This window comes from Catellatospora tritici, from assembly GCF_019083965.1.
Taxonomy (GTDB): Bacteria; Actinomycetota; Actinomycetes; order Mycobacteriales; family Micromonosporaceae; genus Catellatospora; species Catellatospora tritici.
In genome coordinates this window covers 141,236-165,681 of record NZ_JAHRCY010000004.1, presented here as the reverse complement: position 1 = coordinate 165,681, position 24,446 = coordinate 141,236, and the positions used below count along the sequence as shown (strand labels likewise).

Annotated in this window: 15 protein-coding genes and 1 pseudogene; 11 read left to right on the top strand and 5 right to left on the bottom strand. The window is 71.5% G+C overall.

All coding sequences use genetic code 11. The annotated features are described in order from the left end of the window. The first annotated feature begins 68 nt into the window (after window positions 1-68). Entirely contained in the window at window positions 69-422 is a 354-nt protein-coding gene (locus tag KUA19_RS10550; RefSeq protein WP_254549179.1) for an HAD hydrolase-like protein, read from the top strand. Window positions 423-462: 40 nt separating this feature from the next. On the opposite strand, the gene KUA19_RS10545 is transcribed toward KUA19_RS10550, so the two are convergent. Further along, a complete protein-coding gene (locus KUA19_RS10545) occupies window positions 463-1,785 on the bottom strand; it encodes a M23 family metallopeptidase (protein ID WP_217396001.1) in 1,323 nt (440 codons plus the stop codon). Between the two features lie 171 nt (window positions 1,786-1,956). Beyond that, entirely contained in the window at window positions 1,957-4,797 is a 2,841-nt protein-coding gene (locus KUA19_RS10540) for an AfsR/SARP family transcriptional regulator (protein ID WP_217396000.1), read from the bottom strand. Window positions 4,798-5,021: 224 nt separating this feature from the next. On the opposite strand from KUA19_RS10540, the gene KUA19_RS10535 reads away from it, so the two are divergent. From KUA19_RS10535 to KUA19_RS10515, 5 genes and pseudogenes are all read left to right on the top strand, one after another. Then, window positions 5,022-5,828, top strand: a complete 807-nt coding sequence (locus KUA19_RS10535) for a M23 family metallopeptidase (RefSeq protein WP_217395999.1) — start codon at window positions 5,022-5,024, stop codon at window positions 5,826-5,828. Window positions 5,829-6,003: 175 nt separating this feature from the next. Continuing rightward, window positions 6,004-6,642 (top strand): fibronectin type III-like domain-contianing protein, encoded by a 639-nt coding sequence (locus KUA19_RS10530; protein ID WP_217395998.1) that lies wholly within the window; start codon window positions 6,004-6,006, stop codon window positions 6,640-6,642. A 21-nt stretch (window positions 6,643-6,663) separates the two neighbouring features. Next, window positions 6,664-7,503: pseudogene (locus KUA19_RS10525) on the top strand (MerR family transcriptional regulator); the annotation flags it as partial. A 75-nt stretch (window positions 7,504-7,578) separates the two neighbouring features. Further along, window positions 7,579-8,868 carry a phosphopyruvate hydratase gene (gene eno / locus KUA19_RS10520; protein ID WP_217396328.1) on the top strand — a complete coding sequence of 430 codons (1,290 nt, stop codon included), beginning with the start codon at window positions 7,579-7,581 and terminating at the stop codon, window positions 8,866-8,868. A gap of 81 nt (window positions 8,869-8,949) precedes the next feature. Continuing rightward, window positions 8,950-11,586, top strand: coding sequence for an MGH1-like glycoside hydrolase domain-containing protein (locus KUA19_RS10515; protein ID WP_217395997.1), 2,637 nt, complete (start codon window positions 8,950-8,952; stop codon window positions 11,584-11,586). 7 nt (window positions 11,587-11,593) lie between these two features. Here the strand turns inward: KUA19_RS10515 and KUA19_RS10510 are convergent, their stop codons facing one another. Beyond that, window positions 11,594-12,304 (bottom strand): hypothetical protein, encoded by a 711-nt coding sequence (locus KUA19_RS10510; RefSeq protein ID WP_217395996.1) that lies wholly within the window; start codon window positions 12,302-12,304, stop codon window positions 11,594-11,596. A gap of 142 nt (window positions 12,305-12,446) precedes the next feature. Between KUA19_RS10510 and KUA19_RS10505 the strand changes: the two genes are divergently transcribed. Beyond that, the gene (locus tag KUA19_RS10505; RefSeq protein WP_217395995.1) at window positions 12,447-14,066 is read left to right on the top strand and encodes a M64 family metallopeptidase; all 1,620 of its coding nucleotides are present in this window, start codon (window positions 12,447-12,449) and stop codon (window positions 14,064-14,066) included. Window positions 14,067-14,076: 10 nt separating this feature from the next. Then, complete coding sequence (locus KUA19_RS10500; RefSeq protein WP_217395994.1) at window positions 14,077-15,384, top strand: hypothetical protein; 1,308 nt, start codon at window positions 14,077-14,079, stop codon at window positions 15,382-15,384. Window positions 15,385-15,484: 100 nt separating this feature from the next. On the opposite strand, the gene KUA19_RS10495 is transcribed toward KUA19_RS10500, so the two are convergent. Both KUA19_RS10495 and KUA19_RS10490 read right to left on the bottom strand, forming a co-directional pair. Continuing rightward, window positions 15,485-15,868: a gamma-glutamylcyclotransferase family protein gene (locus tag KUA19_RS10495; protein ID WP_217395993.1), complete on the bottom strand. Its 384-nt coding sequence runs from the start codon at window positions 15,866-15,868 to the stop codon at window positions 15,485-15,487. 175 nt (window positions 15,869-16,043) lie between these two features. Next, entirely contained in the window at window positions 16,044-17,078 is a 1,035-nt protein-coding gene (locus tag KUA19_RS10490; protein ID WP_217395992.1) for a LacI family DNA-binding transcriptional regulator, read from the bottom strand. 263 nt (window positions 17,079-17,341) lie between these two features. On the opposite strand from KUA19_RS10490, the gene KUA19_RS10485 reads away from it, so the two are divergent. The 3 genes from KUA19_RS10485 to secA2 all read left to right on the top strand — a co-directional run bounded on the left by KUA19_RS10485 (window position 17,342) and on the right by secA2 (window position 24,345). Beyond that, window positions 17,342-19,273, top strand: a complete 1,932-nt coding sequence (locus tag KUA19_RS10485) for a discoidin domain-containing protein (RefSeq protein ID WP_217395991.1) — start codon at window positions 17,342-17,344, stop codon at window positions 19,271-19,273. Window positions 19,274-19,383: 110 nt separating this feature from the next. Then, the gene (locus KUA19_RS10480) at window positions 19,384-21,810 is read left to right on the top strand and encodes an RICIN domain-containing protein (RefSeq protein ID WP_217395990.1); all 2,427 of its coding nucleotides are present in this window, start codon (window positions 19,384-19,386) and stop codon (window positions 21,808-21,810) included. A gap of 72 nt (window positions 21,811-21,882) precedes the next feature. After that, window positions 21,883-24,345: an accessory Sec system translocase SecA2 gene (gene secA2, locus KUA19_RS10475; protein ID WP_217395989.1), complete on the top strand. Its 2,463-nt coding sequence runs from the start codon at window positions 21,883-21,885 to the stop codon at window positions 24,343-24,345. Window positions 24,346-24,446 lie beyond the last annotated feature (101 nt).

The window sequence follows — 24,446 nt, the reverse complement described above, 5'->3', positions numbered from 1 at the left end:
CGGTGCTCCTACCCAGCCGACGACCGTGCCACGCCTGGCGGAGACTGTCGGGGCGGAGCAGGGTCGCGTTGGCCGCCTTCGGCCTGGGGACCGGATTGGACCTGCGGATCGGCGCGTACGGCGGGGACGCCGTCGAGCGGACCGAACTGCCCCGCCATGCGCTGGCCCGAACCCGGCGGGTTCTCGGCCTGTCCCTGGTCGGCGCCGACCTGGTGATCGTCGGCGACACGTGCCGCGACGTCCAGGCCACCCAGGCGGTCGGGGCCAGGGCGGTCGGGGTGGCGACCGGCGACACGACCGCCGTCGAACTGCGGGCACCCAGGGCCGATGTCGTGCTGTCCGACCTCGGCCCCGGGTGGCCGTCCGGCACGCGATCACGGCGTAGCGCCGGACTTCCGGACTGCCCGTCGGCGTGCGGGTGAGGTGGCGGGGACCGCCGCCGGTCGGGTCCCCGCCGTCGGATCAGGCGGCGTAGATGAGCTTGACGCCGCCGACGGTCAGCACGGCCACCGTCGAGCCGCCCACGCCGGAGTTGAGGTTGCGCCAGGCGTTGTTGCTGGCCGCCTCGTGCACGTAGCCGCCGGCGCTGGTGTAGATGTGCTTGACTCCCGCGACGTTCATCGCCGCGAGCGTGCTGCCGGAGACCCCGGAGATGCCGGTCCAGAGGTTCTGCCAGCCGGCGTTGCTGGCGGCCTCGTACACCGATCCGCCGTTGACCGTGTAGATGATCTTCGTGCTGCCCAGGGTGATCGCCGCCACCGCCGACGCCGGAATGCCGGTGTTCAGGTTGCGCCAGGCGTTGGCGCTGTGCGCCTCGTGCACGTAGCCGCCCACGATGCTGTAGACGTACTTGACCCCGTCGAGCTGGATCACCGAAATGGACGCCGAGCTCACCCCGGAGATGCCGCTGTTGAGGTTGCGCCAGGCGTTGTTGCTGGCCGCTTCGTGCACGTAGCCGTCGACGACGGTGTAGATGAGCTTCACGCCGTTGAGGTTCAGCGCGGCGAGCGCGGTGCCCTGCGCGCCGGTGATCCCCGTCCACAGGTTCTGCCAGCCGGCGTTGCTCGCCGCCTCGAAGACCCGGCCGCCGTTGAGCGTGTACACGATCTTCGTGCTGCCCAGGGCGATCGGCGCCACCGCGGAGCCGGTCACCGCGCCGCCACTGCCGGAGATCGGCAGCGCCCGCCAGGCGTTGTTGCTGGCCGCCTCGTACACCTGGCGCGGAGCGGCCCCGCCCGGATGCTCCGCGATGTAGACCAGCGGACTGATCCTGACACCGGCTGGATCGATCATGTGCCAGTGCAGGTGCGGCCCGGTGGAGTTGCCCGAGCCGGGCGCGCCGGCGGCGCCGCCGGACAGGCCCACGACCGTGCCCGCCTGGACGTAGGTGCCGTTGCCGAGCAGGAACTGCGACAGGTGCATGTACTGGCTGCGGTACCCGTCGGCGTGCTGGATCGTGACGGTGTGGCCGCCGGTGCCGTTGTTCGGGGTGTTCTGGACCGTCCCGGCCCCGCAGGCGGGCAGCGGAGTCCCGACGGGCATGGCGAAGTCGATGCCGCCGAGCGAGCCCCGGGCGAGATGGTCGGCCCAACTGCCGGAGATCGGGTACGCCGTGAACGGGTTGTAGATCGCCGGCGCCGCGTACGCGGTCCCGGGCAGGGTCAGCAGCCCGCCCGCCGCGGCACCCACACCCAGGGTGGCGGCGCGCAGCACGGCCCGCCGGTCGAGCCCGGTCGAGGGCACGTCGGCGCCCCCGCAGCAGTCGAGCCCATCGGTCTGCGCCATGGTCGCTCCTTTCCGGCCACGGTCAGCGCGCCAGGGCCGGGTCTGTCGAGGAAGGGGTCAGTACCGGCCGTCGGACCGTGGTTCGGCGGCGGGCGCACGGTCGCTCACATGTGGACAGCCGGTCGCCGCCCCATTGTCGGGACGTGGCCCACACGTCCTCTCATCCGGCTTTCACACGGATGGCTGGCCGCCGAGGCCCGAAATCCGCTCGCGCAGGTCGTGGGCGTCGGGATGCCCCAGTTCCTCGAGCATCGCCAGCGCCTGGCGCCAGGCCCGCGCGGCGGCCGCCCGGTCGCCCGCCGCGTGGTGGGCGTCGCCGAGGTGGGCCAGCGTGATCGTCTCGTAGTAGGGGTCGGCGAGCCGGCGCAGCACCACCAGTGCCTCTTCGAAGCAGATCAGGGCCCGCTCGTTGTCGCCCCGGCGATGATGGGCGAAGCCCAGGCTGTCCAGGGCGTTGGCCAGTCCCTCGCGGTCGCCGAGTTCCCGGTGCACCCGCACCGCCTGTTCGCAGTGCTCGACCGCCTCGCCGTACCGGCCCAGCCTGGCGTAGAGCCAGCCGACGCTGTTGAGTGCCTGGCCGCGCCCGATACTGTGATCGGCCCGCCCGAACCGCTCGAGCGCCTGTCGGGCAGCGCGCAGCGCGGCGCCGTGGTCGCCCTGGCCCTCGTGCACGAGGCTCATCCGCAGATTCGTGTAAGCCTGTCCGACGAGGTCTTCGAGCTGCCCGAACAGGTCGTCGGCCCGACGTAGATGGGTGTGCGCCTGCGGGTAGCGCCGCAGGCGGTTGTAGGCCAGGCCGAGGCCCCCGTGCGCATGGGCCTGGCCGGTCCGGTCCGTGGTGCGTTCGGCGACCGCCAGCGCGGTGGCCTGGGTGGCGACCCAGTCATGCCAGTGCCCGCCCCGGTCCAGATAGGTCGACAGGGCGGAGGCCAGCTGCCAGGTGTAGGTGCCGAGGTCCGCGTCGGCGGCGGCGTTCACGGCGGCCAGCAGCGCCGCGTGCTCCTGGGCGAACCAGTCCGAGGCTCGCGCCGCGTCGGTGAACTCCGCCACGGCCGTGCCCGGTTCGACCGGCATCAGGCTGAGACGGTACCGGTGCGGGTAGATGACCATCGCGGCGGCGTAGGCGCTGTGCAGGTAGTGGGCCAGGACGCGGCGTAGCGCCGCCTGCCGGGCGGGGCCGGTGTCGCTGTGCCGGGCGAGCTGGGCCGCATACGTCCGCAGCAGGTCGTGCGCGGCGTAGCGGCCGGGTACCGGTTCGATGATCAGGTGGGTCCGGGTCAGCTCGGTCAGTGCCGGGTGGATCTCGTCCGGCGAGACGGCCGCCAGGCTGGCCGCCGCGGCTGCGCCCAGGTCCTGGCCCGGGTGCAGTCCGAGCAGCCGGAACAGCGTCGCCGCGGGTGGGGTCAGTCGTCGGTACGACCACGAGAACGCGGCTTGCACGTCGGTGGTGATGCCGTCGACGCGAGACGGGCGAAGCCCCTCCCGGGCTGCGGCGAGCTCGGCGGCCAGCGCACCCAGTGGCACGCCGGGCTGGACGGCGGCACGGGCGGCGACGGTGACCAGCGCCAGCGGAAGCCGGGCGCAGCGGGCCGCGATCAGCCGCGCCGCAGGCGCCTCGGCGGCCACCCGCTGGTGGCCGAGCCGCCCGACGAGCAGTTCCCGTGCCCCGTCCTCGGACAGGACGTCCAGCGTGACCGGGTGGGCGCCTTCGAGCGCGACCAGGTCGAGCAGTTGGTCGCGGCTGGTTATCAGCACCATCCCGCCGCGTCCGCCCGGAAGCAGCGGCCGGACCTGTTCGGCGTCGAGGGCGTTGTCGAGCAGCAGCGACATCCGGCGTCCCGCCAGGACGCTGCGGTACAGGGCCGCCTGGGCGTCGAGGGCGGCCGGAATCCGCTCGGGTGCGACCCCGAGCGCCTCGAGGAAACCGCGCAGCGCCTCGCCGGGTCCCATCGGGCGGGCTCCGGGATGGAAGCCGCGGAGATTGACGTAGAGCTGGCCGTCCGGGTAGGCCGCCGCGCTCCGGTGCGCCCAGTGCACGGCGAGCGCGGTCTTGCCCACCCCGGCCGTCCCCATGAGGACGGCGACCGCCGTGGCGGCCGGTCCGGCCTGTGCCGCCAGCGCGTCCAGCGTTGCCAGCTCCGCGTCACGGCCGACGAAACCGCGCACGTCCAGGGGCAGCTGCGCGGGGACCACCGCGCCGATCGGGGCCGGCGCCCCGGCCAGTTCGATGGCACGGGCGGCGGGCGGGTCCAGGGTCGGGTCCGCGGTCAGGATGCGCCGTTCCAGGTCGCGCAACTCGGCGCCGGCGTCCAGGCCGTACCCGTCGGACAGGGTCTGCCGTGCGTTGCGGTAGACGTCGAGGGCGTCGGTGACGCGGCCGCTGCGGTGCAGCGCGAGCATCAGCTGGGCGACGAGTCTCTGCCGGACCGGATTGGCGGCCACCGCCGCGGTCAGTTCCGGCACGATCGTGGCGTGGTTGCCGCAGCCGAGTTCGGCATCGAACAACTGCTCGACGGTACGGTCGCGTCGTTCGCCGAGGTGGGCCCGCGCGGCGGCGGCGTAGGGCGCCCGCACACCGGCCAGCGGCAGGGTTCCCCGCCACAGTCCGAGCGCGGCGCGCAGGGGGCCGACGGCCGCGGCCGGCTCGGCCGCCGATCGGGCCTGGCCGACCAGGTCGGTGAAGACCGTCAGGTCGAGGCGGCCGGTGACGATGCGCAGGAGGTAACCGTCGGCCTGCCGGTCGACTGTCGCCATTGGCCCGTCCTGGTCGCGCAGGACGGCCCGCAGGGTGGAGACCATGTTCTGCACCTGCGCGTTGGCGGTACGCGGCGGTGCGCCGCCCCACATCGCCTCGATGATCGCGTCCATCGTCACCAGGCGGCCGGTGTTCAGCAGGAGCAGCGCGATGAGATCCAGTTGCTGACGCCGGGCGAACCGCAGCGGCTGCCCTGAGCCGACGACTTCCACCGGGCCCAGCACCCGGAAGGCGCAACCGTCGCTGTCTGCGATCATCGGCGCCGATCCTAGCCGGGCGCGGGGATGTCCACAGCGGGCGCCGAGCCGGTTCGGCCGCGCGTGCGTGTGGCGTCCGGATGCGTCGGCGCAGGAGGTCGCGTATTGGTGCCGTGCCGCAGGATGTGCCCGCGCTCATCCAATCGTGGACAGCGTGTCGGCGGCCCGGAAGGTGCGCCGACGGCCGGGCCGTGGCCCGGCGACCTGTGCGACAGGAGATGGGAATGCCTGCTTCACCCCACGACGCGTCCGAACCGGATGCCACGCCCGGCCGTCTCGACCGGCGGCAGCTGCTGACGCTGGTCACGGCCTCACTGGCGATGGGCGTCATCCCGGAGGCGTGGTTGGCCGAGGCCGCGTACGGGGCCACTCCGCGGTGGAATCGGCCGTTCGACAAGTGGGTGCCCATCACGGCCCCGTTCGGCTGGCGCACCGATCCGATCACCGGCGAGGCCCGGTTCCACTACGGCACCGACTACAGCGCGGGCGGCATCCTCGGCTACCCGGTACGCGCCATCGCCGCCGGCACGGTGGCCGAGGTCGGCTACAGCTCCGGCGGGTTCGGCAACTACGCCGTGATCGCTCATGCCGACGGGTGGCGCAGCCTGTACGGCCACCTGCGTGACGCACCGCTCGTCGGCGTCGGGGCCCAGGTCGCCGCCGGTCAGCACATCGGACACGTGGGCTCCACCGGCCGGTCGACCGGACCGCACCTGCACCTTGAGCTCACCCGCCCCGACGGCCAGCGGGTCGATCCCGAGTCGATGCTGGCCGGAGCACCCTACGCCGGGGCGCCCGGCACTCCCCCATCAATTCTCACCAAGGACGGTCTCATGTACCTCATCTGGAGCACCGGCGGCACCGGCTACCTGGTCACGCCCAACCGCGTCATGGGTCTGAAGTCGATGGCGCACTACCTGCTGTTCAAGCGGATCATCAACTCGAATCAGGCCGCCGACCAGCCCGAGGTGTTCAACGCCCTGGAGATCGATCAGATCAAGGCCTACCTTGCCGGGACCGTGCCCGCCTGAGCGGCGGGGCCGGTGAGCCTGGCGGGGCCCCGCTGGACGCACGCCGGGTCGATCAGTGCGACCGCGCGGTCGAGCCGCGTGCGACCAGCTGGGCCGAAGCGGCGGTCGAGCCGGTCTCGCCGGTGTCCCGGCCGATGCGGTCACCAACACGGGCCCACGCACCGGCACCGAGACCGTGCAGCTGTACGTCCACGACCCGGTCTCGTCGGTGCACCGGCGCGCGCAGGAACTCAAGGCGTTCGCCCGCGTCCGGCTGGAGCCGGGCCAGACTCGCGAGGTGGCGCTACGGCTGGGTCGGCGAACCTTCGCGGTCTGGGATGTCGTCAGCCGCTCCTGGGCGGTGGAGGCGGGAGACTTCGAGCTGCGGATCGGGGCGTCCTCCCGCGACATCCGCGCGGCCCTGGGCATTCGGATCGAATCCGACGAGGTCGTGGCACCGGTCGCGGGACCTGCGGGCAGTGTCGCGACGGACGAGGAGCTGGCGGTGCTGCTGGGCGGGCCGGTGCCGGTGCCTCGGCCACTGCTGCCGTACACGACCGACTCCACCATCGAGGACCTGGGCCAGACCTGGCTGGGGCACCGGTTGCGGTCGCTGCTGCTGGCCGCCGTCCGCAAGCAGATACCCATCGGCGACCCCGACCTGGACACGATGGTGCAGTCCGTCCTGTCCCAGATGCCGCTGCGAGGGCTGGTCGCCGCGGCCGGGGGCGCCTCAGCCTGGATGCGCTCGACCGTGTCGTCGCCCTGCTCAACGCCGTCTCGCTCGCCGCGCGGCGAGCGGGCAGGCAAAGGTCTGCTTGACCTGTACCCGTAGGTACGGGTTTACCGTCGTGGCGTGCGAGTGGGTGAACTGGCGCATCGCACCGGAACGACGGTCCGGGCGCTGCGGTATTACGAGGCGGCGGGGCTGGTGGTCCCCCGCCGCCTGGGCAACGGCTACCGGGAGTACGACCCGGTGGCCGTGCGTATGGTCGAGCAGATCCGGACCCTGACGGCGCTGGGGTTCAGCGTCGAGGAGACCAGGCCGTTCGTGGAGTCCCTGCTGGACGGGGACGGCACCGACGGGCACCCGGCCGCCCTGAGCACCTACCGGCGGGCGATCGCCGGGCTGGAGCTGCGGATCGAACACCTCACCGGCCAGCGTGACTCCCTGCTGGCGCTGCTGGACGCGAGCGCGGGGCCGGGCACGCCGTACACGGCGGGCCGCACGGCCGTGGCGGGCGACGGCGATCCGGGTGGGCTGGTCGGCGCACTACTGCCCGGGTTGACGTTCCGGGCCACCGACGGCACCGCGGTCGGACCCGCCGCCTTCGTGGGCCGTCGCACCGTGCTGTTCCTGTACTCGCTGACCAGCCGACCGGCCATCAGCATGCCGGAGGGCTGGGACGGCATCGCGGGTGCCCGGGGCTGCACCGTGCAGGCCTGCGGGTTCCGGGACCTGCACGCCGAACTGCTGGCCGCCGGATGCGACCAGGTCTACGGGCTTTCCACGCAGTCGACCGGCTACCAGCGCGAACTGGCCCACCGGCTGCGGCTGCCCTACCCGCTGCTGGCCGATCCGCGACTCGCCCTGGCCACCGCGCTGCGGCTGCCGACGTTCGAAACCGCCGGTTCGACGTACTACCGGCGGCTGACGCTCATCGTGAACGACGGCGTGGTCGAGCACGTGTTCCACCCGGTCACCGAACCGGCCCTGCACGCCGAGCAGGTGCTGCGCTGGCTGGCCGACCATCCCGATCCGAGGAGTCACATGACCGCCATCGACACTGTCCACGCCCGGGAGATCCTCGACAGCCGCGGCAACCCGACCGTCGAGGTCGACGTGCTCCTCGACGACGGCTCGCTGGGCCGGGCCGCCGTGCCGTCCGGGGCCTCCACCGGCACCGCCGAGGCGGTCGAACTGCGGGACGGCGACACCGGCCGCTACCACGGCAAGGGGGTACGCCGCGCGGTCGAGGCCGTGCTCGGCGAGATCGCCGACGCGGTGGGCGGCCTGGACGGCCGCGACCAGGCCGCCGTGGACCGGGTGCTGATCGAGTTGGACGGGACCGCGAACAAGTCCCGGCTGGGCGCCAACGCGACCCTCGGCGTGTCGCTGGCGGTCGTGAAGGCTGCCGCCGTCTCGGCCGGGCAGCCGCTGTACCGCTACCTCGGCGGCCCCGACGCGGTCACCCTGCCGCTGCCGCTGATGAACATCGTCAACGGCGGCGCGCACGCCGACAACCCGCTCGACTTCCAGGAGTTCATGATCGCGCCGATCGGCGCGGCCGGCTTCGCCGAGGCGGTCCGGATGGGTTCGGAGGTGTTCCACACGCTGCGGGCATCGCTTCAGCGGGCAGGTCAGCACACCAGCGTCGGCGACGAGGGCGGTTTCGCGCCGCTGCTGCACACGGCCGACGAGGCGCTCGCGTTCATCAGCGCGGCGATCAGCGACAGCGGCTACACCCCGGGCGTGGACATCGCGATCGCGCTCGACCCGGCGGCGTCGGAGTTCTACCGCGACGGCGCCTACCACTACCGCGGCGAGCAGCGGGTGCGTACCGTCGCCGAGCACGTCGACTATCTCGTCGAGCTGGCCGGCCGGTACCCGATCGTGTCGATCGAGGACGGGGTGGCCCAGGACGACTTCGAGGGCTGGAAGCTGCTGACCGACCGGCTCGGTGGACGCTGCCAGCTGGTCGGTGACGACGTGTTCTGCACCAACGTCGAACTGCTGCGCGACGGGATCGACCGGGGTATCGCCAATTCGATCCTGGTGAAGGTGAACCAGGTGGGGACCTTGACCGAGATGCTCGCCACCGTCCAGGCCGCCCGGCAGGCCGGATACAGCGCCGTGATGTCGCACCGCTCAGGTGAGACCGAGGACACCACCATCGCCGACCTGGCCGTGGCGACCGGCTGCGGGCAGATCAAGACCGGGTCCCTGTCGCGCAGCGACCGCACCGCCAAGTACAACCAGCTTATTCGGATCGAGGAGGAGCTGGGCGAGCGTGCCGTCTACGCGGGACCGCACGGCCTGACCGGCCGACCGAGGTCCTGATCTCGGGGAATCAGGGCCGGTCGGCCGGCCAGGAAACGCGAATCGGGCACGCCTTCGTCCGTCGCTGCCGATGATGGAGCAATGACGTCTAAGTGTGACCCGGGCGCCGAGAAACATCGACTCGCCCAAGCCGACTCGGGTGCCGTGCCGTGGCGGGCGTGGGGGCCGTACCTGTCCGAACGCGCCTGGGGCACCGTACGCGAGGACTACAGCACGACCGGCGAGGCGTGGTCGTACTTCCCCCACGACCACGCCCGTTCGCGGACCTACCGCTGGAACGAAGACGGCATGGCCGGCATCTGCGACGACGGCCAGCGCTTCTGCTTCGCGCTCGCGCTGTGGAACGGCCAGGACCCGATCCTCAAGGAACGCATGTTCGGCCTCACCGGCTCCGAGGGCAACCACGGCGAGGACGTCAAGGAGTACTGGTGGTACGAGGACTCCACCCCGACCCACTCCCACATGAGCTGGCGCTACCACTACCCGCAGGCGGCGTTCCCGTACCGGGAACTGGTCGAGGTCAACAGCCGCCGAGGGCGGCACGACCCCGAGTTCGAGCTGATCGACACCGGCGTCTTCGCCGACGACCGCTACTGGTCGGTCACCGCCGACTACGCCAAGGCGTCGCCCACCGACATGTGCGTCGTCGTCACCGTCGCCAACCGCGGGCCGGACACCGCGACGATCCACGTCCTGCCCACGCTGTGGTTCCGCAACACCTGGGCCTGGGGGCGAGCTCACCACGACGCGGTGCCGACGATCACCGGGCGCGGCGGCCACCTCACCGCCCGGCACGAGGAACTCGGCACGATCGAACTGGTCGGCGACGGCACACCGACCGCGCTGTTCTGCGACAACGAGACCAACACCGAGCGCCTGTGGCACGTACCGGGCCGCTCGGCGTACCCCAAGGACGGCATCAACGATCACGTCGTCCATGGCGCCGACACCGTCAACCCGGCGATGACCGGAACCAAGGCGGCGCTGCACTACGTGCTCGAGGTCCCGGCGGGTGAGTCCCGCCGGATCCGCCTGCGGTTGGCGCAGCCCACCGAGGACTCCACCGACCTCGGGGCCGGGTTCACCGAGGTGATGACCGACCGCCGGGCCGAAGCCGACGCGTTCTTCGCCGACCTGGTGCCGCCGGGGACGACCGACGAGGAGGCCCGGGTCGTCCGCGGTGCGATCGCCGGCCTGATGTGGGGCAAGCAGTACTACCGCTACGACGTCGGCCTGTGGCTGGACGGGGACCGGACCACCCTCACCCCGCCGGAGGACCGGCTGGGTGGGCGCAACTCCGCCTGGCGGCACCTGGCCGCCGCCGACGTCATCTCCATGCCCGACCCCTGGGAGTACCCGTGGTTCGCGGCCTGGGATCTGGCGTTCCACTGCGTCGCGATCGCCCGGGTCGACCCGACGTTCGCCAAACAGCAGTTGCTGCTGCTCGTGCGGGACTGGTACATGCATCCCACGGGCCAGCTCCCGGCGTACGAGTGGGCGTTCGGTGACGTCAATCCGCCCGTGCACGCGTGGGCGGCGCTGCGGGTGTTCGACCTCGACGGCGGCCGTGACTTCGGCTTCCTCGAACGGGTCATGCACAAGCTGATGCTCAACTTCAACTGGTGGGTCAACCGCAAGGACGCCGACGGCGACAACGTCTTCGAGGGCGGATTCCTCGGGCTGGACAACATAGGCCCGTTCGACCGTTCGTCGCCGCTGCCGGTCGACGGTCGGCTGGAGCAGTCCGACGGCACCGGCTGGATGGCGATGTACGCGGCGAACCTGCTCGAGATGGCCGCCCGCCTCGCCCTACGAAACCCCAGCTACGAGGATGTGGCGACGAAGTTCTTCGAACACTTCGCCTACATCGCCTCGTCGGCCCGGTCGCTGTGGAACGACAAGGACGACTTCTACTGCGACATGATCCGGATCGATTGCGGTGCGCCGATCCCGATCCGGGTGTTCTCGATCGTCGGCCTGATCCCGCTCGTGGCGACGGTGACCTGGCGCGAGGGCACGTTCGGGCAGCTGTCGGAGCTGGCCGACCGGGTCGGCTGGTTCCTGGACCACAAGCCCGAGTACGCGGCGGTCATCGGCGAGCACCGGGCCGACCGTTCCGGCGGTCGGCACCGGCTGCTGTCGATGGTGACCATGGACCAGCTCGAACCGATCATGTCCCGGATGCTCGACGAGACCGAGTTTCTCAGCCCGTACGGCCTGCGCAGCATCTCACGCGTGCACGCGGCCGAACCTTTCGTGGTCAACCTCGGGGGCCAGGACTACAGCGTCGACTACGAACCGGCCGAATCCACGATCGGCACGTTCGGCGGCAACTCAAACTGGCGCGGCCCGATCTGGATGCCCGTGAACTACCTGCTGATTCGCGCGCTCGACCAGTTCGGTGACTTCCTGGGCGACTCGGCGACGTTCGAGTGCCCGACCAGGTCCGGGACACGACGCACCCTCAACGAGATCGCCGACGAGCTGTCCGAGCGGATCATCGCCATCTTCCTGCGCGACCGCGACGGTCGGCGGCCGCTCTACGGCGGGACGGAGCTGTTCCAGACCCACCCGGACTGGCGTGACCGGCTCATCTACCCGGAGTACTTCCACGGTGACGACGGCGCGGCGCTGGGTGCGTCGCACCAGACCGGTTGGACGGCGCTGGTCGCCGATCTGATCCTCAGCCGCCCGGACCACCAGCGGCACGTCGGCTGACGGGGCCTCACGGCAGGCGGCCGTAGACCGCCTGCCAGGCCGTCGACAACGCCCTGCCCGTGGCGCCGTCGAGCAGGTCCGGCGCGCCGTACGCCAGCGCCGCCTCCCGCAGCGCGGCGTACGCCGACTGCCACGGCTCGGCCACCACGTCCTCACCGTCACCGTCGACGACCCACGCGGTCGGACCGCCGTGCGACCGGGCGCTGTCGCGCACCACCTGGTGCAGCAGTCCGAGCCCGGACCCGACCGGCGACCCCAGACCGGCGGGCCGTGTCCCGGCCAGCCAACGCTGCCAGGCGGCCCGGTAGCCGTGGGCGGCGTCGCCGTGGCGGGCCCTGGCCAGCCGGTGCGCCGTCGGCTCGTCCAGCGCCTGCGCGGCCTCGACGACCCGCACCACCGCCTCGCCGTCGGGCCCGAACGGCAGCGCCGGGCTGAGTTCGGCCACCACGTCGACGCACGCGGCATGGGTATAGCCGGCGTCGGGGCGGATCCTGGCCGACACCGCGGCCACCACCGCACGTTCCTGCTCCGACTGGGCGGGCACCACCTCCACCCGCAGCAGCCGCCCCGGCCACCGGTTCACCAGAACCCGGCCGGGCTCCTGGTACACCACCAGCCACGGCGGCCGCAGCACCGGCATGCGCACCCGGCCACCGACCCGGGCCGCGCGCTCGTGTTCCGGGGCCGCGTGGTCGACCCAGAGGTAGCCCGACGGCATCTCTGTCCTCCTGTTCTACCGGCATCGACCCGATCGGGAGTGTTATCGCGACCTGCCGACTCGGGTCGTCTCATCGTGCGCCCATCCTCGTTGGACAAACGCAGTCATCACCAGCTGCAGTCACGGGGGAACTGAATTGAGAATGTCTCGAACACTCGACCGGAGCGGATCAGGCAGGCGGCGCAAGGTCACCGCCCTGCTCGCGCTCCTCGGCCTGGTGCTGCCGACGCAGTCGGTCTCGGCGCCGATGGCATGGGCCGGTCACACCGTCAAACTGCGTGTCGTCATCGAGAAGGTCGTCCAGAAGGGCTGCACCGACAGCACCGACGGCTCCGACTTCTACGCGCGCATCACGATCAACGGCAAGGACTTCGACTTCGGCGAGATCACCGACCAGGACGAGATCTCGCCCACCGACTGGAAGGCCGAGTGGGACATCCCCGTCGACGTCCAGCCGACCGGGACCGTACAGATCCTGGTGGCCGAATCGGACGGCGGCCTCAACTTCGGCGATGACGTCTGTGACATCTCGCCCGCCGACGGCACGGATCTCGACCTCACGGTCCCGCTCATCCCGTGTTCGGTGACCGGCGAGGCCACCACCGCCTGCGGACAGACCAAGACTGTCCGGGGCAACGACGATGGCGAGGGCGACGGCGACGCCTCGATCAGCTTCCGGGTCGAGGTCGACGTGCCCGATGCGCCAGGGCTGGCCGTACGGTGCACCCACTCGCCACTGTGGCCCCAACCCGGCGACGACGTGACCATCACGGTCGAGTCGTTCGACGGCGCCATGCAGGTGGGCGACATGGACCCCGACGCCGGGGCCCCCAGGGTGGTCGACCGCAGAAAGATCGCCGACAAGCTGGAGATCTGGGTCCAGGATCAGCCCGGACCGACACCCGACGCACCCGACCTGGTCCTCTCCAACCGAACGCTGGGCGACATCGTCGTCCACGACGTGCCCGCCGGCGACCTCGAGTACGGGTGCGTCGTGCGCAAGGGCGCCGACAACCGGTTCACCGGGTGGCGGAAGACCAGGGTCGGCGCACCGGCCCAGAGCGCGACGGATCCCGCGGTGCCGGTCATCTTCACCGGCGCCAGGGCGAACAGCATCGACGTCGTGCTCATCGCCGACACCGACAACTACTCCGGCCCCAAAGACCCGGCGTTCCTGTCCGCGGCGGCCGGCGTGGTCAAGGGCGCCTACTTCGGCCAGAACTACTTCCTGAATCAGCAGCAGCACCTCAACTTCTGGATCGCCGACCAGCGGGGCGACGCGGACCCGGGCGGCGGCACGGGCGGCCCCATCTGCGTGCTCACCCGGCCGTCGAACTGGGCGACCCGGTACGCCACCTGGGCTGACGCCGGAGGCATCCTGCACACCGACAACTTCCGCGACTGCGCCAACAACGGCTTGTTCTCCACCGAACCCACGTTCCTGAGCACCGTGCTGCACGAGACCGGACACGCGGCCTTCGGCCTGGCCGACGAGTACTGCCGGGAGTCGGGCAACATCTGCGACGGCGGCTACTTCGAGAACCGCCCGTTCCCCAACCTCTTCGACACCCTGGCCGAATGCCAGGCCGAAGCGCCGAACGCGGCGGCCTGCCGCAGCTTCACCGACATCAACAGCCGTACCTGGTCGCTGTCCGACCCCTCTCCCAACGATCTGATGAACGTCGACCAGCGGCCACCGCAGGGCGCCGACATCGCGCGGATGGACTGGAAGTTCAACAACTGCATCACCGGATTGTGCTGAGGAGGGCGCCATGAAGCTGAACCCACGCTCGCTCGCGGTCATCGCCGCATCCGCCGCCGCCCTCGTCGCGGTCACGGTGGCGGCCACCGCCGCCGCGCCCGGGGACCCAACCGACCCGGCGACCGCCCCGCACCCGCAGTACGACTACGCGGACCCGTCCAAGTCGTTCCTGGTCGAGCTGAACTTCGGCGCGACCTCGGCCACCCTCCTCGACGCCTCGGTGGTCGAGCAGCGGTCCCGTTCCCACCTGGGCGACCCGCCGCTGCTGCGGCTGTCGCTCACCGATGAGGACGGAGCCGCCGCGGGCACGCTGCAGGCGTGGGACCCGCGGTGGTACCTGGTGGCCGCGCCGCAAGGGGGCGAGGAACTGAAGCTGCGGAACGGACCGGGCGCTCTCACGTTCCCGTTCGACCCCGACACGGCTTCGGTGCTCGTGCGCGATCTGCGCGCGGGAGCCGACCTCGCGACCGTGGACCTGCGTCCCGCGGTGCGCGAGTTCTGCCTCGCCCACCCGAGCGATCCCGACTGCATCGAGGCCGACCTGGCGATCACGTCGACCGCCGCGACCGGTGACCCGCTCGGCGTCATCGGCAAGCCGGTCGTGGTCAAGGTGAAAGCCGAGGTCGCGAACCTCGGTCCCGACGGCCCCGTGGACGCCGACGTCACCCAGGCCGCGACCGGGTCGGCGGGAGTGACGGTCACCCCCGCCCATCGGGCGTTCGACGTCGACGGGCTCGCGGTGGGCAGCCCGGTCACGGTGAGCGGCGACTACACCGTCGTGTGCACCAGCACCGGCGCGCAGACGGTGACGGTGACCACGTCCGTCAAGCCGGAGAAGTCCAAGGTCGCCGACCTGGTGGCAGCCAACAACACCAAGTCCGTCACGTTCGCCATCGACTGCGCCGTGCCGGTGACCATCAACGTCAAGCCGGGTAGCCTCCGGAACCCGGTCGAGGTCAACCCGGGCGCGTTGCCGTTGGCGGTGCTCACCACGACCGCGGGCGAGTACGGCAACCCGCTGGCGTTCGACGCCGCGACGATCCAGGCGGCGACCGTGCGCGTCGGCGTCCGGCCCGCACTCGTCGCGACCGGTGCGGGGGCACCGGAGATGCACGGTCGAGTGCACCTGGAGGACTCTCTCGAGCTCGACGAGCGGACCCAGGACGGCGACCGTGACGGCGTGCTGCATGCCCGAGCGAACCAGCTCGGCATCCAGCCCGACACCACCGAGATCTGCGTACGGGGCCGGTTCGGGCCCGGCGGGGGCACGTCCTTCTTCGGGTGTGACCACATCACGGTGGTCCCGACCGGGCGCTGACCCGCGGGCCCGACGGTTGGGTGCAGGGGGCGGCCGCGAGCCGCCCCCTGTCTCGTCGGGGCAGGCGCATGAGCTCCGCAGGCGAACGGCTCGTCGGCGGTCAGCTGCCGAGTGGCCGCTGATCCGTGGGGGCCGACTCTGCCGAGTTCAGGACGTAGATACAGGCCTCGATGGGCCCGCTCGGGGTGTCCACCGCGGTGAGGACCCGACGGTACTGGGAGCCCTCGAAGTCGTCGAGGCGGGACCAGTGGGCGGGCAGGTCGGCCGATTCGAAGATCTGAACCTCGACGGCGTCACCGTCGGGATCGAGCACCAGCGCCGGGTAGCCGAGGTCGGCGCCCCAACCCGCGGCGAAGAGCTGACCGTGCACGTGGCCGGTGAACCAGTGGCCGTCCAGTCCGTGGAGCTGAGCATGGTTCGACTTGCCCGGTGAGAGACTTCCATAGGTGGCCAGGCGCTGACTGCTGACGAGATCGTCTTTCATCTGACCAAGGGTACGGCTGCTCAGTCGGCGCGCGCCGGATTGGTACGCCGGACGTCCCACTCGATCGGGCGCCCGGCTTCGTGCGACCGGTGCGGCGAACAGCGGGCGCAGGGCGGCGGCGGTCGCCTGGCTTCGACACGCGGCGACCGCGCGCGGGCGGTGACGGCGGTCGACGTCAGCGCACCGGCGCGGGGCCGGTGGAGCCGCGTACGACCAGTTCGGTGGACAGCTCGATGTGCAGGGCGTCGAGCTGGTGGCGTTCGAGCAGTCGAACGAGCAGGCTGACGGCCATGCGGCCCATCTCGCGCAGCGGCTGGCGGATCGTGGTGAGCGTGGGCGTGGTGGCCTGGGCGAGGTCGATGTCGTCGAAGCCGGTGATGGACAGGTCCTGCGGCACGCGCAGGCCCCGTTCGGCGGCGGCGGCGAGCGCGCCGACGGCGGCCTTGTCGTTGAAGCCGACCAGGGCGGTGGGCCGGTCGGGCAGGTCGAGCAGGTCTCCGGCGGCGCGGTAGCCGAACTCGGTGGTGGGCTCGTCGCAGCGGACCAGGGTGGGGTCGGTGAGGAAGCCGACATCGGCCAGCGCGGAGGTGTGCCCGGCCAGGCGGGCCTGACCGGCGAGCCAGTTGTCGGGACCGGCCAGCACGCCGATGCGGCGGTGGCCGAGTTCGACGAGGTGGGCGGTCATCGCACGGGCGCCGGCGAAGTGGGCTGCCGACACGGCGGGGATGTCACGCGGGGCCGGGGTGCGCGGGTCGACGACGACGAAGGGCAGTCCGGTGGCGCGTAGCGCGACGAGTTCGTGGCTGGGTTCGGGGGGCAGGATCAGGATCGCGCCGTCGATGTCGGCGCGGTCGGCGAGGGTGGGGAGCACGTCCTCGTTCTGGGCGCTCTGACCGGCGTCGAGCATCAGGCGGCGACCGTGCACCGACAGCGTTTCGGCGATGGAGGACACGATCAGCCCGAAGTAGTCGGTGAGCTGGTAGGGGCAGCGTACGTAGACGGGCTGCGGTGACGAGGTGCGCGCCGTGGTCGCGGTGGCCGGGTCGGCGCCGCGGGTGCGCAGCCGGTCGGCGGTGCGCTGGACCATGTCGCGGGTCCGGGGCGCGACGTGGGGGTATCCGTTGAGCACCCGTGACACGGTGGCGATCGACAGGCCGGTCTCCGCGGCGATGTCGCGTACCGAGCCCCTACGCGGCGAGCGGCTGGGCATGTGGGTCAGGGTGCCGTTTCATGGCGCCAGCATAGTGGCACGCCGTGCGACCGAACAGTCCTTAGTGTTTCATAAGTCGTTACATTCCTCGCTCCGGATCGGAACCGCGCAGCTCGCCGAGTTAGTCGCGATCAAGCAGAAACATCGAGTATTGACAGCCATGGCGCCCCGGTGTTTCGCTGGCGGGCATCGATGTTTCACAAGTGTTTCATTCGTTACATGCGCGGCCGGTGCCGCTGCCCGCGCGGACGCCGAGGTGAGTGATGAGAAGATCCGTACGTGGCGGCACCGTGGCGGTGCTGGCCGCGCTGCTGGCGGTGACGGGGACGAGCTCGGCGGGAGCGACCGCACCGGGTTCGCGGCACCCGGTGTCGGCGCGGGTGTGGCTGACCACGGTGGACGGTGCCGAGCTGCTGCGAGAGCAGGCGGCGGTGCCGTTCCGGACCGGGGCGTCCGACCTGCCGACGATCGTGGTCGACCCGCTGCGGTCGTACCAGGCCATGGACGGATTCGGGGCGTCGATCACGGACTCCTCGGCCACCGTCCTCTCCGGCCTGAGCCCGGCCGCCCGCCAGGACGCGCTGCGGCGGCTGTTCGACCCGGTCGCGGGCATCGGGGTGAGTTTCCTGCGCCAGCCGATCGGGTCCTCGGACTTCACCGCGGCGGCGCAGCACTACACCTATGACGACGTGCCCGCCGGTGCGACCGACTTCGACCTGGTCCACTTCAGCATCGCCCACGACGAGGCGCGGATCCTGCCGCTGCTGCGTCAGGCCCGCCGGCTCAACCCGCGCCTGACGATCCTGGCCACGCCGTGGAGTGCACCGGCGTGGATGAAGACCTCCGGCTCGCTGGTGGGCGGGCAGCTCAAGGATGACCCGGCGATCTACCGCGCGTATGCCCGCTATCTGGTCAAGTTCGTGCAGGCCTACGCCGCGGCCGGGGTGCCGGTGGACTACCTCACGGTGCAGAACGAGCCGCAGAACCGGGCACCGGCGGCCTACCCCGGCGTGGACATGCCGGTCGCGCAGCAGGCGAAGGTCATCGAGGCGCTCGGGCCACTGCTGCGCGCGGCGAGCCCGCACACCCGGATCCTGGCGTACGACCACAACTGGAGCACCCACCCCGGCGACATCGACTCCACCCCGCCGGGCCGCAGCCCCGAGACCGACTACCCATACCAGCTGCTGTCGGGCCCGGCCGCGCGCTGGATCGCCGGGACCGCGTTCCACTGCTACTACGGCGACCCGTCGGCGCAGAGCGCGCTGCACGAGGCGTTCCCGGACAAGGGCATCTGGTTCACCGAGTGCTCCGGGTCGCACGGTCCCGACGATCCGCCGGCGAAGTTCTTCCGCGACACCCTGGTGTGGCACGCCCGCACCATCGCCATCGGCACCACCCGCAACTGGGCCCGGTCGGTCGTCAACTGGAACCTCGCCCTGGATCCGACCGGCGGCCCCCACCTGGGCGGCTGCGGCACCTGCACGGGCCTGCTCACCATCGGTGCCGATGGCACGGTCACGACCAACGCCGAGTACTACACGATCGGGCACCTGTCGAAGTTCGTGCAGCCGGGCGCGGTCCGCGTCGCCAGCACCTCGTTCGGCACCACCGGCTGGAACGGGCAGATCATGGATGTGGCGTTCCGCAACCCGGACGGGTCGACCGCGCTGGTGGTGCACAACGAGAACGACGATCCCCGCTCGTTCGCCGTGGCGGTCGGCGACCGGATCTTCGAATACACCCTGCCCGGCGGCGCGCTGGCCACGTTCACCTGGCCTGCCGACCCGTCGCTGCGCCCGCGCCTGCGGCAGCTCGACCTGACCGGGGCGAGCGCGACCGCTTCGCCGGTGGGTGAGAGCCCGGCGGCGGCGATCGACGGCGACGCCGCCACCCGGTGGAGCAGCGGAGCGGGCCAGTTCCCGGGCCAGTACCTGCAGCTGGATCTGGGTCGGGCGGTCGGATTCCGGCGGGTGGCCGTCGACAGCGGCGGCAACCTGGGTGACTTCGCCCGGGGCTGGCAGCTGTCGGCCAGCGACGACGGCACCACGTGGCGCACGCTGGCCACCGGGACCGCCACCGGTCAGCTGAGCAACGTCGACCTGCCGTACACCCGGGCCCGCCACCTGCGGATCACCGCCACGGCCGTGGCCGGGAACTGGTGGAGCGTCAGCGACGTGCGGCTCTACCGCTGAGCAATCGCCACCCGAGGTGGCCATTACGAACGCGGGGCCCGGTGCTGCCGCCACGTGGCGCACCGGGCCCCTGCCTGCCCAGACCCGTACCGACAAAAAAGGAGCACATCGTGACCGACACCTCCGCCGCGCGGCGTCGCGGCCCGCACCCGCTGATGGCCGCCGCCGCGACCGCCGGCGTCGTCCTGATCGCGACGACGGCAGCCGTCACCACCGAGACCGCGGCCGCGGCGGCCACCCAGGTCCAGGTGTACTGGAGTTCGGAATCGCGCGCGGCCGGGTTCGAACCCAAGAGCGGCAACTGGTACACCAACCCCGCCGCGGGCCTGGCCGCCACCCCCTACCAGCTGACCCGCCAGCCCGACCTCACCGTCGGCACGGCCGCCGGAACGGCCACCATCACCGTCGACACCACCGTCGGCTACCAGCAGGTCCTCGGGGTCGGTTCGTCCCTGGAGGAGTCGACCATCTTCAACCTGTCGCGGATGAGCCCGTCCGTACGTGACGCCGCCCTGCGCAAGCTCCTCGACCCGGTCACCGGCGCCCGCTTCAACATCGCCCGGATTCCGCTGGGCACCAGCGACTTCACCGCCCGGACCTTCTACACCTACGACGACGGTGCCGCCGACCCGACGCTGTCGCGGTTCTCCATCCAGAAGGACATCGACTACAACATCATCGCGGTGCTCAAGCAGGCCAAGGCGATCAACCCGAACCTGCTGCTGTTCGGCAGCGTGTGGAGCCCGCCCGCGTGGATGAAGTCCAACAACAGCCTCATCGGCGGCTCGCTGCCCGACGCCAACATCGGCGTGCTGGCCACCTACCTGCGCAAGGCCGTTCAGGCGTACGCCGCCCAGGGCCTGCCCCTGCACGCGGTCACACTGCAGAACGAGCCGCTGTTCTCGCCGCCGGACTACCCGGGGATGACGCTGACGGCCGACCAGTCCCGCCGGGTGGCCGTCGCGCTGCGCGGCGAACTCGACGCCAACGGCGGCGCCGCGACCAGGATCTGGGCCTTCGACCACAACTTCGGCGACGGTCCCGCGTACGCCGCCGGAGTGCTGGGCAACCCCGGCTCCCCCAGCAACGCCTACGCGGCGGTGGACGCCATCGCGTTCCACGACTACGGCGGTGAGCCGTCGTCGATGGGGGCGGTGAAGGCGAGCTACCCCGCCAAGGACGTGGCGATGACCGAGCGGGCCGTCTGGGGCACCGCCGGGGCCGACCGGATCGTGCAGTACTTCCGCAACCAGTCGACCATGTATCAGAGCTGGGTCACCATGCTCGACCAGAACCGCTCGCCCGAGCAGTGGTCCGGCTCCCCCGATCCCACCATGCTCATCCAGAACCCGACCAGCCCCGACACGTACTGGGCGCTGCCGGAGTACTACCTGACCGCCCAGTTCGCCAAGTTCGTCGACCGGGGCGCCCGGCGCGTGGCCACCAACTACGGCTCGACGGGCACCGTCACCAACGTCGCGTTCGTCAACCCCGACGGCACCCTGGTCACCGTGGTCGTCAACCAGACCGGCGCCGACCAGCCGTTCACCCTGCGGGTGGGCGGCAGCCAGATCAGCTCGACCCTGCCCGCCAAGACCGTCGGGACCTACCTGTGGGCCGGTGCCCGCAGCGACGACGGCAGCGTGCCCGCCGACCTCGCCCTGGGCAGGCCGACCACCGCGTCGTCGGTCGAGAACGCGGGCACCCCGGCCGCGGCGGCCACCGACGGGGACCCGGGCACCCGGTGGTCGAGCGCCTTCGCCGATCCGCAGTGGCTGCAGGTCGATCTCGGTCGGTCGTATGCCATCACCGGGGTCACCCTCACCTGGGAAGCCGCCTACGCCCGCGGCTACCAGATCCAGACCTCGCCCGACGGCACCACCTGGACCACGGTCTACACCACCAGCACCGGCGACGGCGGCACGGACAACCTGGCCGTGACCGGCACCGGCCGCTACCTCCGGCTGTACGGCACCACCCGCGCCACCGCCTACGGCTACTCCCTGTACGGCTTCCAGGTGGCGGGCACCCCCGTCGGCGGCACCCCATCGGCCAGCCCGTCGCCGAGCCCCACCCCCAGCGCGCCGACGGGCATCGACGCCAACGCCTACTACGAGATCACCGCGCTGCACAGTGGCAAGGCTCTCGACGTCAAGGACGTGTCGACCGCCAACGGCGGCGCGCTGCAGCAGTGGGACTACAGCGGCGGCGCCAACCAGAAGTGGCGCCTGATGCCGACCGGCGGCGGCTACTACCGGATCCTGTCCAAGAACACCGGCAAGGCCGTGCAGGTCAGAGGGGCGTCGACCGCCAACGGCGCCGCGATCGAACAGTGGGACTACACCGGCGCCGACAACCAGCAGTGGCAGCTGGTCAGCACCGGCACGGGCACGTACCGGATCGTCGCCAAGGGTGGCGGCAAGGCCCTCGACGTCAAGGACGTCTCCACCGCCAACGGCGCCGCCCTGCAGCAATGGGACTACTCCGGCGGCACCAATCAGCAGTTCACCCTGACCCTGGTCGAGATCATCCCCTGAGCACCGGGCCACGGCGGGGTGCCCCGGCTGGGGTGCCCCGCCGTATCGCCGCGGACGACGTACCTTTGCGGCATGGGTTTGGCAGGTCGGTTGAAGCAGAAGCTGCGCACGTTCATGCAGCGCCCCGGTACGACGGTGAGTCTGGAGGGTTTTGAGGCGATTCTGCCGAGAATCCTGGAGCTGGAGGAGGAGCTCACCGCGTTGAGCGACGCGGAATTCACCGAGCGCGCGGTGATGCTGCGAGACGTCGTCAGCGGGGCCGACGACGGCGAGCCGAGGGTCACCCTGGCCAAGCCCCTCCCGATCGACGCGGAGGACCTGGCCGAGATCTGCGCGCTGGGCCGTGAGGCCGGTCGCCGTGCTCTGGGCGAGCGGGCCTTCGACGTACAGCTGCTCGGGGCGATGGCGATGCTGCAGGGCAACGTCGTGGAGATGGCCACCGGCGAGGGCAAGACGCTGGCCGCGGTCATCGCCGCGTACGGCTACGTGGTGCGCGGTTCGCGGGTGCAGGTGCTGACCGTCAACGACTATCTCGCCGACCGCGACGCGCGCTGGATGGGTCCGGCGTACCGGCTGCTCGGTCTGACCGTCGGCGCGGTCGGCGAGAGCTCCGGCCACGACGAGCGGGCGGCCGCCTACCGCTGCGACGTCACGTACGTGTCGGTGAGCGAGGCGGGCTTCGACTTCCTGCGTGACCAGCTGGTGCTGCGCGCCGAGGACGAGGTGATGCCCGGCCTGTACACGGTGCTCATCGACGAGGCGGACTCGATCCTGATCGACGAGGCACGGGTGCCGCTGGTGCTGGCGGGCAGCCTCGCCGACGCCGGGTCGGACGCGAGCGCGGCGGCGAGGCTCGTGGCGGCGATGCGGCCGCGCCGTGACTACGAGGTCGTCGACGAGGGCCGCAACGTGCAGCTCACCGACGCCGGGGTGGCGCTGGTGGAGCACACCTGGGGCATCGACCTGTACGCGCAGGACAACCTGCACCGGCTCACCGCGGTCAACCAGGCGCTGCACGCGCGGGCGCTGCTGGCCGTGGACGTGGACTACATCGTCCGGGACGGCCGGATCGCGCTGGTCGACGAGTTCCGGGGCCGGGTCGCCCAGCGCCGCCGCTGGCCCGACGGGCTGCAGGCGGCGGTCGAGGCGAAGGAGGGTCTCGCGGCGACCGACGAGGGCGAGATCCTGGCGACGATCACGGTGCAGGCGTTCATCGCGCTGTACCCGACGGCGGCGGGGATGACGGGCACCGCCTCCAGCATCGGTGACGAGCTGCGCGAGTTCTACCGCCTCGAGGTCGCGGTCATCCCGCCGAACACGCCCAACGTCCGGGTCGACGACCTGGACCGCGTGTACGCGACCATCGAGGAGAAGGAAGAGGCGCTGATGGCCGAGGTGGCCGCGGCGCACGAGACGGGACGGCCGGTGCTGGTCGGCACGCTGGACGTGGCCGAGTCGGAGCGGCTCGCGGCGGCCCTGCGCGACCAGGGCATCGAGTGCGTGGTGCTCAACGCGAAGAATGACGCGCACGAGGCCGCCGTCATCGCCGAGGCGGGCGGGACGGGTGCGGTCACCGTATCCACGCAGATGGCCGGGCGGGGCACCGACATTCGGCTGGGCGGCAGTGACGGCCAGGACCGGGCGGCGGTGGCCGAACTCGGGGGCCTCTACGTCATCGGCTCGGGCCGCCACGACAGCCGCCGGGTCGACGACCAGTTGCGCGGCCGCGCCGGTCGGCAGGGTGACCCGGGCGGTTCACTCTTCTTCGTCAGCCGCGAGGACGAGATGATCGTGCGGCACGGTGCCGGGATCAGCGGGACGACCGCCGGGGACGGGCGGGTGACCGGCCCGGACATCCACTGGGCGGTGGGGCACGCGCAGCGCGTCGCCGAAGGGGTCAACTTCGAGATCCACCGCAACACCTGGCGCTACGGCGTGCTGGTCGAGCAGCAGCGTCAGGTGCTGGCCCTGCGCCGTAAGGCGCTGCTGACGACCGACGCCGCAGCGAAGTCGCTGCGCGAGGGCAGGACGCGGTTCCCGGTCGATCCCGACGCGGTCGCCGCCGCTGGGCTGTGGGACGACGCCGACGCCGACGACTTGGCCCACAACGGGCTGGAGATGATCACGGCAGCGGAGCGGTACGCCGAGGTCGTGGCCGCGATCGGCGCGGAGGCGGCCGAGGAGGCCGCGCGGCAGATCGCGCTGTACCACCTGGACCGGGGCTGGGCCGACCACCTCGGGATGCTGGCCAACGTGCGCGACGGGGTGCACCTGCGCGCGCTGGGGCGGCAGGATCCGCTGGACGAGTTCCACCGGGTGGCGGTGCCCGCGTTCAACCGGATGCTGGACGACGTCGATGCGAGCACCGCGGAGACGTTCATGGCCGCGAAGATCGACAGGCCGGACTGGACGCCCGCCGAGGCGGGACTGGATCGTCCGAGTGCCACCTGGACGTACATGGTGCACGACAACCCGTTCGGGTCGGAGATCGAGCGCCTGATCTCCGCCATGGCCAAGGCCCTGCTCGGCAAATGACGACCCACGCCGTGGTCACCGCGCTCGCCGAGGGCGCGGTGACCACGGCCGGCGCGGCAGGACCGGCCGAACGCCGCGTGCCGGAAGCGGGAGGACGGCAC